General features: G+C 72.9%; 16 protein-coding genes and 1 tRNA gene. 11 read left to right on the top strand and 6 right to left on the bottom strand.

The annotated features are described in order from the left end of the window. Positions 1-23: 23 nt before the first annotated feature. On the bottom strand, positions 24-1,337 hold the full coding sequence (locus KZC50_RS13050) for a glutamyl-tRNA reductase (protein ID WP_310891970.1): 1,314 nt from the start codon (positions 1,335-1,337) through the stop codon (positions 24-26). Between the two features lie 18 nt (positions 1,338-1,355). Here KZC50_RS13050 and hemE point away from each other — a divergent pair, with 18 nt between their 5' ends. From hemE to KZC50_RS13015, 7 genes are all read left to right on the top strand, one after another. Next, positions 1,356-2,414, top strand: a complete 1,059-nt coding sequence (hemE, locus tag KZC50_RS13045) for a uroporphyrinogen decarboxylase (protein WP_310891969.1) — start codon at positions 1,356-1,358, stop codon at positions 2,412-2,414. After that, positions 2,407-3,645 carry a protoporphyrinogen/coproporphyrinogen oxidase gene (locus tag KZC50_RS13040; RefSeq protein ID WP_310891968.1) on the top strand — a complete coding sequence of 413 codons (1,239 nt, stop codon included), beginning with the start codon at positions 2,407-2,409 and terminating at the stop codon, positions 3,643-3,645. Before hemE ends, KZC50_RS13040 begins: the two co-directional genes overlap by 8 nt. A 35-nt stretch (positions 3,646-3,680) precedes the next feature. After that, positions 3,681-4,388 (top strand): hydrogen peroxide-dependent heme synthase, encoded by a 708-nt coding sequence (gene hemQ, locus KZC50_RS13035; RefSeq protein WP_236968965.1) that lies wholly within the window; start codon positions 3,681-3,683, stop codon positions 4,386-4,388. Continuing rightward, positions 4,385-5,299, top strand: coding sequence for a hydroxymethylbilane synthase (gene hemC / locus KZC50_RS13030; protein WP_310891967.1), 915 nt, complete (start codon positions 4,385-4,387; stop codon positions 5,297-5,299). Before hemQ ends, hemC begins: the two co-directional genes overlap by 4 nt. Further along, entirely contained in the window at positions 5,296-6,273 is a 978-nt protein-coding gene (gene hemB / locus KZC50_RS13025; protein ID WP_310891966.1) for a porphobilinogen synthase, read from the top strand. The genes hemC and hemB overlap by 4 nt, the downstream gene beginning before the upstream one ends. After that, positions 6,270-7,601 carry a glutamate-1-semialdehyde 2,1-aminomutase gene (hemL, locus tag KZC50_RS13020; RefSeq protein ID WP_375294606.1) on the top strand — a complete coding sequence of 444 codons (1,332 nt, stop codon included), beginning with the start codon at positions 6,270-6,272 and terminating at the stop codon, positions 7,599-7,601. Before hemB ends, hemL begins: the two co-directional genes overlap by 4 nt. 82 nt (positions 7,602-7,683) lie before the next feature. Further along, complete coding sequence (locus KZC50_RS13015; protein WP_053547984.1) at positions 7,684-7,950, top strand: hypothetical protein; 267 nt, start codon at positions 7,684-7,686, stop codon at positions 7,948-7,950. A gap of 4 nt (positions 7,951-7,954) precedes the next feature. On the opposite strand, the gene KZC50_RS13010 is transcribed toward KZC50_RS13015, so the two are convergent. After that, positions 7,955-8,212, bottom strand: a complete 258-nt coding sequence (locus KZC50_RS13010) for a helix-turn-helix domain-containing protein (RefSeq protein ID WP_310891965.1) — start codon at positions 8,210-8,212, stop codon at positions 7,955-7,957. A gap of 217 nt (positions 8,213-8,429) precedes the next feature. On the opposite strand from KZC50_RS13010, the gene KZC50_RS13005 reads away from it, so the two are divergent. Further along, positions 8,430-8,732 (top strand): putative quinol monooxygenase, encoded by a 303-nt coding sequence (locus tag KZC50_RS13005; protein WP_236968970.1) that lies wholly within the window; start codon positions 8,430-8,432, stop codon positions 8,730-8,732. Between the two features lie 255 nt (positions 8,733-8,987). Here the strand turns inward: KZC50_RS13005 and KZC50_RS13000 are convergent. The 4 genes from KZC50_RS13000 to galU form a co-directional block, all read right to left on the bottom strand. Next, positions 8,988-9,063 (bottom strand) — tRNA-Ala (locus KZC50_RS13000). A 54-nt stretch (positions 9,064-9,117) separates the two neighbouring features. After that, the gene (locus KZC50_RS12995) at positions 9,118-10,017 is read right to left on the bottom strand and encodes a large exoprotein (RefSeq protein ID WP_310891964.1); all 900 of its coding nucleotides are present in this window, start codon (positions 10,015-10,017) and stop codon (positions 9,118-9,120) included. A gap of 109 nt (positions 10,018-10,126) precedes the next feature. Then, positions 10,127-10,756: a GNAT family N-acetyltransferase gene (locus tag KZC50_RS12990; RefSeq protein WP_236968972.1), complete on the bottom strand. Its 630-nt coding sequence runs from the start codon at positions 10,754-10,756 to the stop codon at positions 10,127-10,129. 24 nt (positions 10,757-10,780) lie between these two features. Next, entirely contained in the window at positions 10,781-11,668 is an 888-nt protein-coding gene (galU, locus tag KZC50_RS12985; RefSeq protein ID WP_053547980.1) for a UTP--glucose-1-phosphate uridylyltransferase GalU, read from the bottom strand. A gap of 92 nt (positions 11,669-11,760) precedes the next feature. Here galU and KZC50_RS12980 point away from each other — a divergent pair, with 92 nt between their 5' ends. The 3 genes from KZC50_RS12980 to mscL are packed head-to-tail and all read left to right on the top strand — an operon-like array spanning position 11,761 to position 13,146. Further along, positions 11,761-12,357 (top strand): 5-formyltetrahydrofolate cyclo-ligase, encoded by a 597-nt coding sequence (locus KZC50_RS12980; RefSeq protein WP_310891963.1) that lies wholly within the window; start codon positions 11,761-11,763, stop codon positions 12,355-12,357. Positions 12,358-12,372: 15 nt separating this feature from the next. Continuing rightward, complete coding sequence (locus KZC50_RS12975) at positions 12,373-12,687, top strand: FmdB family zinc ribbon protein (RefSeq protein ID WP_310891962.1); 315 nt, start codon at positions 12,373-12,375, stop codon at positions 12,685-12,687. Between the two features lie 36 nt (positions 12,688-12,723). Continuing rightward, entirely contained in the window at positions 12,724-13,146 is a 423-nt protein-coding gene (gene mscL, locus KZC50_RS12970; protein ID WP_310891961.1) for a large conductance mechanosensitive channel protein MscL, read from the top strand. Positions 13,147-13,151: the final 5 nt, after the last annotated feature.

Below are 13,151 nucleotides of genomic sequence, written 5' to 3'. Positions count from 1 at the left end.
GCCCCGGGGCGCGCGGCCGGGCGTCAGGCGCTCGCCGCGCCCCGGGGGCAGCCGCCGCCGGCGTCGCCGCAGACCGCAGCGTCGACGATCGCGGCGTCGACGATCGCATCCCCGGCGAGGACCGGGAGCGACGGCTCGACCGCGAGGCCGTGCAGGGTCTCGAGCGCCTGGTGGGCCTCGTCGAGGCGTCCCTCCACGGCGAGCTCACGGATGCGGACCGACGGCTTGTGCAGGAGGACCCCGGCGAGGTGGCGGAGCGCCTCCTCGACCTCGGGCCCGGCGCCGCGGGCGCGTGCACGCGACACCTCGGCCTCGACGAGCCCGAGCACCTCGCCGCGGAGCTTCGTGATCGCCGGCCCCGCCGCGCGGTCGGCCGCGAACTCCGCCGCGGCGTCGCCGACGAGCGCGCGCGCGTCGGCGTGGGCGCTGAACTCCTCCAGGGGCGCGTGCAGGCGGATGGTCTCCAGATCCAGCAGCTCGACCCCGTCGACCGCGCCGACAGCGGGGTCGACGTTCCGGGGAAGACCCAGGTCGATCACGATCACGCGGTGGCCGGGGGTGAAGGCGTCCTCGTGCACGACGGCATCCGCGGTGCAGGTGATCACCACGTCCGCGCGTGCCGCGGCGGCGGCGAACGACGGCTCGGCCACCAGGCCGTGGCGCGCGGCGAAGGCGGCGGCACGGCCGGAAGGCGAGAAGACGCGGAGGTCGACGGCACCGCGGGCACGGAGCGCCGTCACAGTGGTGGCGGCGTAGCGACCGGTCCCCACGACGAGGACCTCGACATCCGACCAGTCCGGAATGCGGCTGGAGGCGAGCTCGAGGGCGAAGCGGACGAGCGAGCGGTGGCTGCCGCCGAGGGAGGTGCGACTGCGGATGCCGCGGCTGGTGTGCGCGGCCTTCTGGAAGAGGCGCTCGAGCTCGCGGCTCGTCGTCCCCTCCACGCGGGCGGTGTCGAGGGCGCGGCGGACCTGGCCCGAGATCTCGTCCTCACCCACGACGATCGATTCCAAGCCACTCGTGACGGCGAACAGGTGCGCCGCCGCATCCTCTCCGCGGTGGACCGCGACGCTCTCGCGGAGGCGCTCGACGGGGATGCCGCTGGCGTCGGCCATGGTCTCGACGACGGATTCGACGGCGACGGCCTCGCCGCCGGTGAGCGGCTCGTCGATGTCGAGGTAGGCCTCGAACCGGTTGCAGGTGGCGAGGACGACGGCTCCGGCGACGAACAGCTCGTCGTCCACGAGGGTGCGGGTGGCCGCGGGTGCGCCGACGGAGAGCTTCTCGAGGAGGTCGAGGTCGGCGTTTCGATGATTCGCGGTGAGGCACAGGAGCACGTATCTAATGTTAACCGTGTGAGCACCTCTGCAGCCCATCCGCCGTTCATCGACCGGAACGCGTCGTCAGCGCTCGTCCGCGCCTACCGCGGCGAGCGCGGCGAGACCACCCCCGTCTGGTTCATGCGGCAGGCGGGCCGATCGCTCCCGGAGTACCGCGAGCTGCGCATGGGCACCGACATGCTCGACGCGTGCCTGAACCCGGAAATGGCGAGCGAGATCACGCTGCAGCCGGTGCGCCGGCACGGGGTGGACGCGGCGATCTTCTTCAGCGACATCGTGATCCCGGTGCGGCTGGCGGGCGTCGACGTGCGCATCGTCCCGGGTCGCGGTCCGGTGCTGGAGAACCCGGTGCGCTCGGCGGCGGATGTCGCAGCCCTCCCCCCGCTCGACCCCGACGCCCTCGCCCCGATCCGCGAGGCGGTGGGACTCACCGTCGACGCGCTGGGCGCGACCCCCCTGATCGGCTTCGCGGGTGCGCCGTACACCCTCGCGTCCTACCTCGTGGAGGGCGGTCCCTCGAAGGAGCAGATGCTCACCCGCGCGATGATGCACTCCGACCCCGATGCGTGGGCGGCGCTGCTGTCGTGGTGCGCCGAGATCACCGGCGCCTTCCTCGCCGCCCAGATCGAGGCGGGCGCCTCGGCCGGGCAGCTGTTCGACTCGTGGGCGGGTTCGCTGAGCCTCGCCGACTACACCGCGCACGTCGCGCCGTTCTCGCAGCGCGCGATCGCCCCCGCCCGCGCGCTCGGGGTGCCGCTGGTGCACTTCGGCGTCGGCACGGGAGAACTCCTCGCCGCGATGCACGGCATCGGCGTCGACGTCATGGGCGTGGACTGGCGTCTGCCGCTGGATGAGGCCTCCCGGCGCCTCGGCGACACCGTGCCCCTCCAGGGCAACGTCGACCCGGCGCTCCTCGCCGCTCCGTGGCCGGTGCTGGAAGCGCACGTGCGCGACGTCCTCGCCCGGGGGAAGGCCGCGCCCGCGCACGTGCTGAACCTCGGACACGGCGTACCCCCGACGACCGACCCCGACGTCCTGACGCGCCTGGTGGAGTTCGTCCACACCCATGCCTGACGTCCACGTCGTCGGAGGCGGGGTCGCCGGCCTCGTCCTCGCGCGGCGCCTGGCGCGCGGCGGGGCCGACGTGGTCGTGCACGAGGCATCCGATCGCCTCGGCGGAACGGTCGCGGCGCACGAAATCGCCGGCATCGTGATGGATGCCGGGGCGGAGAGCTTCGCCACGCGCGGCGGGACCGTCTCCGCCCTGATCGACGAACTCGGGCTGGCCGGCGACCTCGTGCGGCCGGAGCCGGTGTCGGCGTGGCTGCAGCCGGCGCGCGGGGACGCCGCGCCCCTCCCGACCACCGCGCTCCTCGGTATCCCCGGCGACCCGCGCGCCGAGGACGTCGTGGCGATCGTCGGCCGTGCGGGCGCCGAGGCGGCGGTCGCGCGGGATGCGTCGCGGATGACCGCCGACGATCCGCTCCTCGCGCCCGGTGCGCGACTCGGCCCCCTCGTCCGCGCCCGGCACGGCGACGCCGTCCTCGACCTCCTCGTCGCGCCCGTCGTGCACGGCGTCCATTCGCTCCATCCCGACGACGTGCCGCTCGAGCGCGTGCACCCGCGGCTGCGCGCCGCCCTCGCCGAGACGGGGTCGCTGTCCGGGGCGATGAGCGCCCTCCGCGCCGCCGCTCCCCCGGGGTCGGTCGTGGCGGGCCTCCGCGGCGGCGTCCACCGCCTCGTGTCCGCCCTCGCCGACGATCTCGCCGCGCACGGGGGCGACATCCGTCTGCGCTCCTCGGTCGACGTCGCGGCGCTCGAGCGGCTCGCCGGCGCCGGCGGCGGCACCGTCGTGGTCGCCGCTCCGGACGTGCTCCCGGCCTCCGCCCCGCCGCGCCGGATCGACCTCGTGACGCTCGTCGTGGACCAGCCGGAGCTGGATGCCGCGCCGCGCGGCAGCGGCCTGCTCGTCGCCGCGGGAGCTCCGGTCGGCGCGCGAGCGCTCACCCACGCCACGGCGAAGTGGGCGTGGCTCGCCGACGCCGCCGGCGGGAGCCACGTCCTCCGTCTGTCCTACGACGACCTGCCGGAGGACCCGGTCGCGTCCGCCCGCGCGGACGCCGCGGCCCTCCTCGGGGTCGCGCTCCCCGTCCCCGAGGGCACCGCGCACGTCACGTGGTTCCGGCCCGCCGCCGCGATCGCCCCGGCGGGGATCACCGTCGTCGGCGAGACCGCGGCGGGATCGGGCCTCGCCGGCATCATCGCGCACGCGGAGGCGGCGGCATCCGCTCTCGCCGCGAAGTGAACCCCACCCCCGCCCGGAGTGAAAGGATGGAATCCATGAGCGATTCCTCGGTCCCCACCCCCGACCAGGTCCCGACCCCCGACGAGGACGAGATTCTCGGCTACACCCTGTGGGCGGTGCTGCGCCGTGACCCGGCCCGTCCCGCCCCCGCCGGAACCGACGCCCTCGCCGCCGCCGTGGCGGAGATCGAGGATGCCGGGGTGACCCTCCGCGGCATCTACGACGTCTCGGGCCTCCGCGCCGACGCCGACCTGATGCTGTGGCTGCACGGCGAAGACCCCGAGGCGCTTCAGGCGGCCCTGCGCACCCTCCGCCGCGCCGAGCCGCTGCGCTCGCTCCTGCCGGAGTGGAACGCGATGGGCGTGCACCGCGACGCGGAGTTCACCCGCAGCCACATGCCCGCCTTCATGCGCGGCAAGGCACCCGAGACCTGGCTGACGGTCTACCCGTTCGTCCGCTCGTACGAGTGGTACATCCTCCCCGACGAGGAGCGCCGCCAGATGCTCGCCGAGCACGGCCGGAAGGGCTCGGAGTACCGCCAGGTGCTGAGCAACACCGTCGCGTCCTTCGCGCTCGGCGACTACGAGTGGATCCTCGCCCTCGAAGCCCCCGAGCTCGTCGACCTCGTCGACCTCATGCGGTACCTGCGTCAGACCGAGGCCCGTCGCCACGTGCGCGAAGAGGTCCCGTTCTACACCGGGCGCCGCATCGGTCTCGACGAGATCGACGAGGTGCTGGCGTGACCGCCCACGTCCGCATCGGCACGCGCGGAAGCGCTCTCGCCCTCACCCAGACCGGGACGGTGGAGTCCGACCTCGTCGACGCGACCGGCGTCACGACCGAGATCGTGACGATCACGACCGACGGCGACCGTTCACGCGAGCCGCTCTCGCGCGCGGGCGGCACGGGGCTGTTCACCGGCGCCCTCCGCGACGCGCTGCAGGAGGACCGCTGCGACGTCGTCGTGCACTCGCTGAAGGACCTCCCCACCGCGCCGCACGACGACCTCGTCGTCGCCGCCATCCCCGTCCGCGAAGACCCCCGCGACGCGCTGTGCGCGCGCGACGGCCTCACCCTCGCCGAGCTCCCGCAGGGGGCGCGCGTGGGCACCGGCTCGCCCCGCCGCATGGCGCAGTTGCGTCGGAAGCGTCCCGACCTCGACGTCGTCGACATCCGCGGCAACGTCGACACCCGCCTCGGGCGCGTCCGCGAGGGCGACCTGGATGCCGTCGTCCTCGCCGCTGCGGGCCTGAACCGCCTCGGGCGTGCGAACGTTATCACCGAGCACCTCGAGCTCGGCCCGTGGCCCACCGCCCCCGGGCAGGGGGCGCTCGCGATCGAGGTGCGCCGCGGCGACGAAGACCTCGTCGCGCGCCTGGACCACCCCGAGACCCGCGCCGCCGTCGAGGCCGAGCGCTACGTCCTGGCGCTCCTCGAAGCCGGCTGCTCCGCTCCCGTGGGCGCCCACGCCGTCGTCGACGCGGGGCTCCTCCTCCTCTCGGCCCGTGTCTACAGCCTCGACGGACAGACCGTCCTCTCCTCCGCCCACGCCATCGACTGGCCGGACGAGGATGCCGTGCTCCGCGTCGCCGAGGGCGTCGCCCGCGAGCTCCTCGATGCCGGGGCCGCCGACCTGACGGGAGCGCGCCCGTGAGCGGCTTCCCGACCGTCCGGCCGCGGCGTCTGCGTTCGACGCCGGCGCTCCGCCGCCTCGTCGCGGAGACCCGCCTGCATCCCGCCGAGCTCGTCCTCCCCGTCTTCGTCCGCGAGGGAGCGGGCGCCCCGGTGCCGATCTCCTCGATGCCCGGGGTCGTGCAGCACACCACCGAGACGGTGAAGGGCGCCGTCGCCGACGCGGCGGCGGCCGGCATCGGCGGGATCATGCTCTTCGGCGTGCCCGAGCACAAGGACGCCGAAGGATCCGGCGCGACCGATCCCGACGGCATCCTGAACCTCGCCACGCGGGTCGCCGTCGCCGAGGCGGGCGATGCCCTCGTGGTGCAGACGGATCTGTGCCTGGATGAATTCACCGACCACGGCCACTGCGGCGTGCTCGATGCCGCCGGTGGCGTCGACAACGATGCGACCCTCGTTCGATACCGCGAGATGGCCCTCGCCCAGGCCGAGGCGGGCTCGCACCTGCTGGGCCTGTCCGGGATGATGGACGGCCAGGTCGCGGCGATCCGCGACGCGCTCGACACCGCCGGGCGATCGGATGTCGCTCTGCTGGCCTACTCGGGCAAGTACGCCTCGGCGTTCTACGGCCCGTTCCGCGAGGCCGTGCAGTCCTCGCTCCGGGGCGACCGCCGCACCTACCAGCTCGATGCCGCGAACCGGCGCGAGGGCGTCCGCGAGGCGATGCTGGATGTCGCCGAGGGCGCCGACGTCGTCATGGTCAAGCCCGCGATGAGCTACCTCGACGTCCTCGCCGACACCGCCGCGGCCAGCCCCGTGCCGGTGTGGGCGTACCAGGTGTCGGGCGAGTACGCGATGATCGAGGCCGCCGCCGCCCACGGCTGGATCGATCGACGCCGCGCGATCGAGGAGTCGGTGCTCGGCATCCGTCGCGCCGGCGCCGACGCGGTACTGACGTATTGGGCGACCGAGCTCGCAGGATGGATCCGATGACGATGACCCCCACGACCAACGCGCGCGAGTTCGAGCGCGCCCGCCACGCGATGCCCGGCGGCGTGAACTCCCCCGTCCGCGCCTTCGGGTCGGTGGGCACCACCCCCCGGTTCTATGTCTCGGCGAAGGGCCCGCGCGTCACCGACGTCGAGGGGCGCGAGTACGTCGACCTCGTCGGATCCTGGGGTCCGGCGATCCTCGGCCACGCCCACCCGGCCGTCGTCGAGGCGGTCCGGGAAGCCGCGACCCACGGGCTCGGGTTCGGTGCGTCCACGCCCGGCGAGACGGCGCTGGCCGAGCACGTCGAGGCACGCATCGAGCGCGACGGGGTGCGGCCGGTCGAGAAGCTCCGCCTCGTGTCCACCGGCACCGAAGCGACGATGACGGCCATCCGTCTCGCGCGCGGCGCGACCGGACGCGACCTGATCGTGAAGTTCGCCGGGCACTACCACGGACACTCCGACGGGCTGCTCGCCGAGGCGGGATCCGGCGTCGCGACGCTCGCGATGCCCGGATCGGCCGGCGTCCCCGCGCCGATCGCCGCGCAGACGCTCGTCATCGCCTACAACGACCTCGACGCCGTCCGCGAGGTCTTCGCGGTGCACGGCGCCGACATCGCCGCGGTGATCGTCGAGGCCGCACCCGCCAACATGGGGATCGTCCCGCCGCGGCACGGCTTCAACGCCGCCCTGGCCGAGATCGCCCACGCGCACGGCGCGCTCCTCATCGTCGACGAGGTGCTCACCGGGTTCCGGGTGGGTCCCGCCGGCTGGTACGGCGAGGATCCGGTGCCGTTCGCGGCCGACATCCTCACCTTCGGAAAGGTGATCGGCGGCGGGCTGCCACTGGCGGCCCTCGGCGGATCCACCGACATCATGAACCTCCTCGCCCCGCTCGGGCCGGTCTACCAGGCCGGCACGCTGAGCGGGAACCCCGTCGCGGTCGCCGCCGGGCGCGCGACGCTGGAGAACCTCGACGCCGCCGCGTACGCGCGCATCGAGCGGGCCTCGACGGCCATCGCGGATGCCGCGTCCGCCGCGCTGAGCGCCGAAGGCGTCACGCACGTCCTGCAGCGCGCGGGGTCGCTGTTCTCGTTCCAGTTCGCCGCCGAAGCGCCGCATGACTACGACACCGTGAAGGCGCAGGAGGCGTTCCGGTACCCGCCGTTCTTCCGCGCGATGCTCGAGCACGGGGTGTCGCTGCCGCCGTCGGTGTTCGAGGCGTGGTTCGTCTCGGCCTCGCACGACGACGGCGCGGTGTCGCAGATCCTGGAGGCTCTTCCGCACGCCGCGCGCGCGGCCGCCGCGGCGGTCGATCCCGCCGCCTGAGGTCTCGACACACGACACACGTTCGCCATGTGTGCGTGGTATACCTGGGGCATCGTCCATCCCAGTCATACCCGGAGTCTGCATGGCCGCTTCACGCCACCCGTCCCGCGCCGCCCACCACAAGCGCGTCCTCGCGCTGTACACAGGAGAGGGCGGGTGGGTGCCCGCCGCGCGCGGGGTGAAGCTGACTCCCGCCAGTGCCAGCGACCTCATGGAGCGCGGCTTCAGCATGGCGCGGGTGCGCGACGGGTGGCGCGGCTCGCGTCAGGTGTCGCTCTGCCAGTACCTCCAGGTCTTCGTGCCGACGGCATCCGACGATCCACCGCTCCGGCGCCGCTCGAATCCCTGACGGATCAGGTCTGAGGCGGCACGAGGGCGCACACGTCGACCTCCAGCGCGTGCGCGAGGGCGACGATCGTCTGCAGGCGCGGGTTGGCGGGCGTGCCCGGGTTGGATTCGCCCTTCTCGAGCTTCTGGTACGTGAAGGTCGCGATGCCGGCGCGGCGGGCCACGGCATCCTGCGTCAGGCCGGCGCGTTCGCGCGCCTCGACGAGCCGCTGCGCGAGATCCCGCGCGTAGGCGTCCCAGTCGACCCCTGACGTCGTCGTCATGACCCGATGGTACGCCCGCCACGCCCCTCCCGGGCCTCCCCCGTTCACTTGTCTCCTGATGCGGGTGTCGCGGCGCCGTACCCGCATGTGGCGACAAGCGAACCGAGTTGGGTGGCGCCTTCGTGCGGGTGCGGCATCTCGGGATTCGCGCGACGGCGCCACCCAGCAGCGCCCGCGGCAGCAGCAGGCCGCGGCAGCAGCAGGGTACGGTCGGGCCATGGTGTTCGTGAATGCAGGGACCCTCGGGGTCGAACCGGGCCGCCGCGACGAGCTGGTCGAGATCCTCGTCGCACGCAATGATGCGCTGACGGAGATCGGATGCCGGATCTACGAGGTCGGCGTCACAGATGACGAGCCGGGCACGGTGTACGTGGTCGAGGTGTGGGATGACGCCGCCGCGCACCGCGCCTCCCTGGAGCTCCCCGAGGTGCAGGCGGCGATCGCGGCGGCGCGCCCGATGCTTTCCGGCGAGTTCGGCGGGTTCCGGTTCACCTCCGCCGGCTCCCCTCTCCGCCCCTGAGTCCCTCCCCACCCGCGCCGCACCCGCGGCACCCGCGGCAACCGTTCAGTGGCGCCTTCCCGCGGGTGTCGCGCCTTGCAACCCGCGCGACGGCGCCACCGAGCGACCCCACCGACGGCGCCACCGAGCGACCCCACCCCTGTTCACTCGTCGCGTCTTGCGGGTCGGAGCGGCCCGCACCCGCAAGAGGCGACAAGTGAACCGAGGGAAACACACCCCGGGAACGGGAAAAGCCCGGCGCGAGCCGGGCTTTTCTGGTGGACCTGAGGGGATTCGAACCCCTGACCTCTTCATTGCGAACGAAGCGCGCTACCAACTGCGCCACAGGCCCAAGAACCTCCGAAAGACTATCACGCCCGCCGGAACCGACCGAACCGCGCGGGCCTCACTGACCCGACGCGCGCCGCTCGAGCAGACGCCGCACGTGCGCCTCGATCTCGGCGTCGTCGACGTGCCCCATGCGTGCGAACTCGCTCTCGCGGGCCGCGCGGGCGGCACCGATCGACGGCGGTGCGTCGGCCTCCACGCGCTCGCGCAGCGCCTCCTCCCGCGCGGCCCGGCGGAGCGCTTCGCGGGCGGCTTCGGCGTCCAGCATCGCCGCGGCGCGCGAACCGGCGGATGCCGTCAGCGGACGCGGCAGATCGCGCGGCTGCCAGCGCCGCTCTGCGGTGACGAGCTCGACGTCCTGCAGCTCGGCGGCACCCGCCTCGCGGACGACGGCGGCGCCCTCCGCCGCGATGAGCCGCTGCGCGCGGGCGGCGGCACGGGCACCGACCCGCGACATCCGCTGCAGCACGAGGAGTCCCACGAGGGCCACGCCGACGCCGGTCCACAGCAGCAGCTGCGCGCCGGTGAGCACGACGGTCACCCCGCCCCACACAGCGGCGCCGACGCCGGCGAGGGCGACGACGGTGGCGACGAGACGGGTGCGACGGCGAGCGCGGGCCTGCCGGGCCTCCGGTGAGCGGCGCGCGGCGGCGCGGGCGTCACGGGCCCTCTCGAGGTCGATGCGTGCCTGCTCCAGAGCGGCGGACTCGCGCTCGGCGAGCGCTCGGCGGGCAAGCTTCTGCTGCGCGAGGGCGGTGCGGGTGTTCAGTTCGACCCGCACCTCGTCGGGCGTCTCGCTCGTCTCGGCGAGCACCCGGAGGGCCTGGTTCAGGCGAACGGCGTTGCGCTCGGCGGCGTCGAACTGCCTGCGACTGTGCCACGACGGCAACAGGTACACCAGCCACAGAAGCACCGACACGAGGACGATCACCCCGCCGCCCCACACCTGTCCGCCCATGGTCACCAACTTTAGGGACCGGATGCCGCGAACCTCGGCATCCGGTGGCGTGTCGTGGCCGGATCGGGCGAACACTCAGCCCCGCCGAACCCTCAGCCCCGGCGACGCCTCACGCGTGCAGACGGTCGGCCGGCGGAATCGCCGCGGCGTCCCGCGGCGCGCGCCCCGAGACCCAGCGCGCGAGGACGCCCTCGGGAACCTCTTCCCGCACGAGCGCGAACGCGTAGTGGTCGCGCCAGTCGCCGTCGATGTGGATGTACCGGCGGCGCAGGCCCTCGTAGCGGAATCCGAGCTTCTGGACGACCCGCAGGCTCGCGTCGTTCTCCGGACGGATGCAGATCTCCATACGGTGCAGGCGCATCTCGGTGAAGCACGCATCGGTCGCCAGCGCCACCGCGGTGGGCGTGATCCCCCGTCCCGCGAACCGCCGGCTGACCCAGTAGCCGATGGTCGCCGAGGCGAGCGAGCCGCGCGCGATCCCCCACACGTTCAGCTGACCGGCGACCTCACCGGCGTACTCCATGACGTAGGGGACGCCGGCGCCGTCGCGATACTGCTGGAGGAGCCGACGGACGCCGAGGCGCATGTCGAACGACACCGGACCGTCGGGACTCGTGGCCTCCCACGGCTGGAGCCAGGCGCGGTTCTCGAGGAGCTCGTGCTGCAGGATGCGCGCGTCGCGCTGCTTGACCAGCCGGATAGACACCGGACCGTGACCGCGGGGAGCTCCCAGATCCACTCGGACCCCCTCCGTCGAGCGGCGTCAGAGTTTCGCCGCGAAGTCCTTGAACCAGGGACGCAGTTCGGGTCCGAGATCTTCACGATCCGCGGCGAGCTGCACGATGGCCTTGATGTAGTCCACCCTATCCCCGGTGTCGTAGCGCCGGCCTCCGAAGACGACACCCAACACGCCGGGGCCCTCGGTGTCGGCGGCCATCTCCTGCAGCGCGTCGGTGAGCTGGATCTCGCCGCCCTTGCCGGGCTCGGTGCGCTCGAGGATCTCGAACACGTCGGGGCTGAGGACGTAGCGGCCGATGATGGCGAGGTTGGAGGGGGCGTCCTCCTTCTTCGGCTTCTCGACGAGGCCGGTGACCTTCACCACGCCGTCGGTGTCGGTGGCTTCCACGGCCGCCGCGCCGTACATGTGGATGCTGTCGGGGTCGACCTCCATGAGCGCCACGATCGCGGCACCGGTGCGGCGGTGCTCCTCGAGCATCGTCGTCAGCAGCGGGTCGCGCTCGTCGATGAGGTCGTCGCCGAGGAGGACGGCGAAGGGGTGGTCGCCCACGTGCGCGCGGGCGCGCAGCACCGCGTGCCCGAGACCGCGGGGCTCACCCTGACGGACGAAATGGATGTCGGCGAGGTCGCTGGAGCGCTGCACCTTGGCGAGCTTGTCCTGGTCGCCCTTCTTCAGCAGGTTGCTCTCGAGCTCGGGGACGGAGTCGAAGTGGTTGGAGAGGTTGTTCTTGTTGCGCCCGATGATGATGAGCACGTCTTCGATGCCGGCCGCAGTGGCCTCTTCGACGACGTACTGGATCGCCGGCTTGTCGACGACGGGGAGCATCTCTTTGGGCATGGCCTTGGTCGCGGGGAGGAATCGCGTGCCGAGTCCGGCCGCGGGGATCACGGCCTTGAAGGGCTTCTGGGTCATGCGGCTACTCTACCCAGCCATATGAACGGCGTATGTCACGCCCGTCACCGTCGAGCGCGTCGAATCTCAAGGCGCCGCCTACAATCGGGAGCATGTCCGACGCCATCGCCGATGCGAAGCGCGCGCTGCGCGCGGAGCTGCGCGAGCGCCGCCACGCGATGTCCCCCGCCGCCCGCGCCGCGGCGGCCGAGGGTCTGCACGCGCAGCTGAACGGCCTCGTCGCCGCGCGGAGCGTCACGACCATGGCGTGCTTCCTCTCCACCACGACCGAGCCCGACACGCACGCCTTCGTGACGGATGCCGCGGCCCGAGGCATCCGGGTCCTCCTTCCCGTCACGCGTGCCGACGGTCTACTCGACTGGGCGGTGGCCACCCCCGACGGCGAGATCGCGGAGGGCCTGTTCGGCCTGCCGGAGCCGGTCGGCGAGCTCCTCGGCCCGATCGCGGTGAACGACGTCGACGTCCTGGTGATCCCCGCCGCGGCCGTGAGCCCCGACGGCACGCGCCTCGGCTGGGGCCGCGGCTACTACGACAAGACGATCGGCTCGATGGAAGGATGCCCGCCGGTGTACGCGGTGGTCTTCGATTCCGAGATCATCGACGACATCCCCCGCGACGTCCACGACCAGCCCGTGACGGGCATCGTCACCCCCACGCAGACCCTCACCCTCGCGCCCACCGGGCGCTGACCCGCCGGAGACACCATGCCCACCTACGCCTATGCCTGCAAGCAGTGCGCGCACCGCTTCGAACAGGTGCAGTCCTTCGCCGATCCCGCGCTGACCGAGTGCCCCGAGTGCGGCGGCACCCTCCGCAAGGAGTACGGATCGATCGGCGTCACCTTCAACGGCTCCGGCTTCTACCGCACCGACTCCCGCGCCGGTGCGAACAAGGGCTCCGGTTCCGGCTCGTCGGGCTCCGGTTCGTCGGGTTCGGGCGCGTCCGGTGGCGACAAGGGCGGAATTTCGGCATCATCGTCCTCCGAGACCAAGAGCTCTCCCGCACCCGCGGGATCCTGATCGGCGCGAGCCGACGAGACCAGAGGAAGTGACGCCGTGATCCAGGGCTTCAAAGAATTCATCATGCGCGGCAACGTCATCGACCTCGCCGTCGCGGTGGTCATCGGCGCCGCGTTCACCGCGGTGGTCAACGCCATCGTCGCCTCGATCATCACCCCGCTGATCGCGATCTTCTGGAAGCCCGACGCCGAGGGCGTCCCCGGTATCCAGGTTCCCGACCTCTACGGTGGCACCGTCACCTTCCCGATCGGCGAGCTCATCACGGCGATCGTCAGCTTCCTGGCCGTCGCGATCGTCGTGTACTTCATCTTCGTGATGCCGATGAACCGCTGGAAGGAGCGCCAGGCCGCCAAGCTCGGCGTCGTCGAGGACACCGCGGCCAAGCTCCCCACCGAGCAAGAGCTGCTGGTGCAGATCCGCGACCTGCTCGAGCAGCAGAAGCAGACGCCGAAGCTCTGAGCCCG

This window comes from Microbacterium aurantiacum (genome assembly GCF_031625015.1).
Classification (GTDB): domain Bacteria; phylum Actinomycetota; class Actinomycetes; order Actinomycetales; family Microbacteriaceae; genus Microbacterium; species Microbacterium aurantiacum.
The sequence above is the reverse complement of the archived record's forward strand: the minus strand, read 5'-3'. Positions and strand labels throughout refer to the sequence as shown.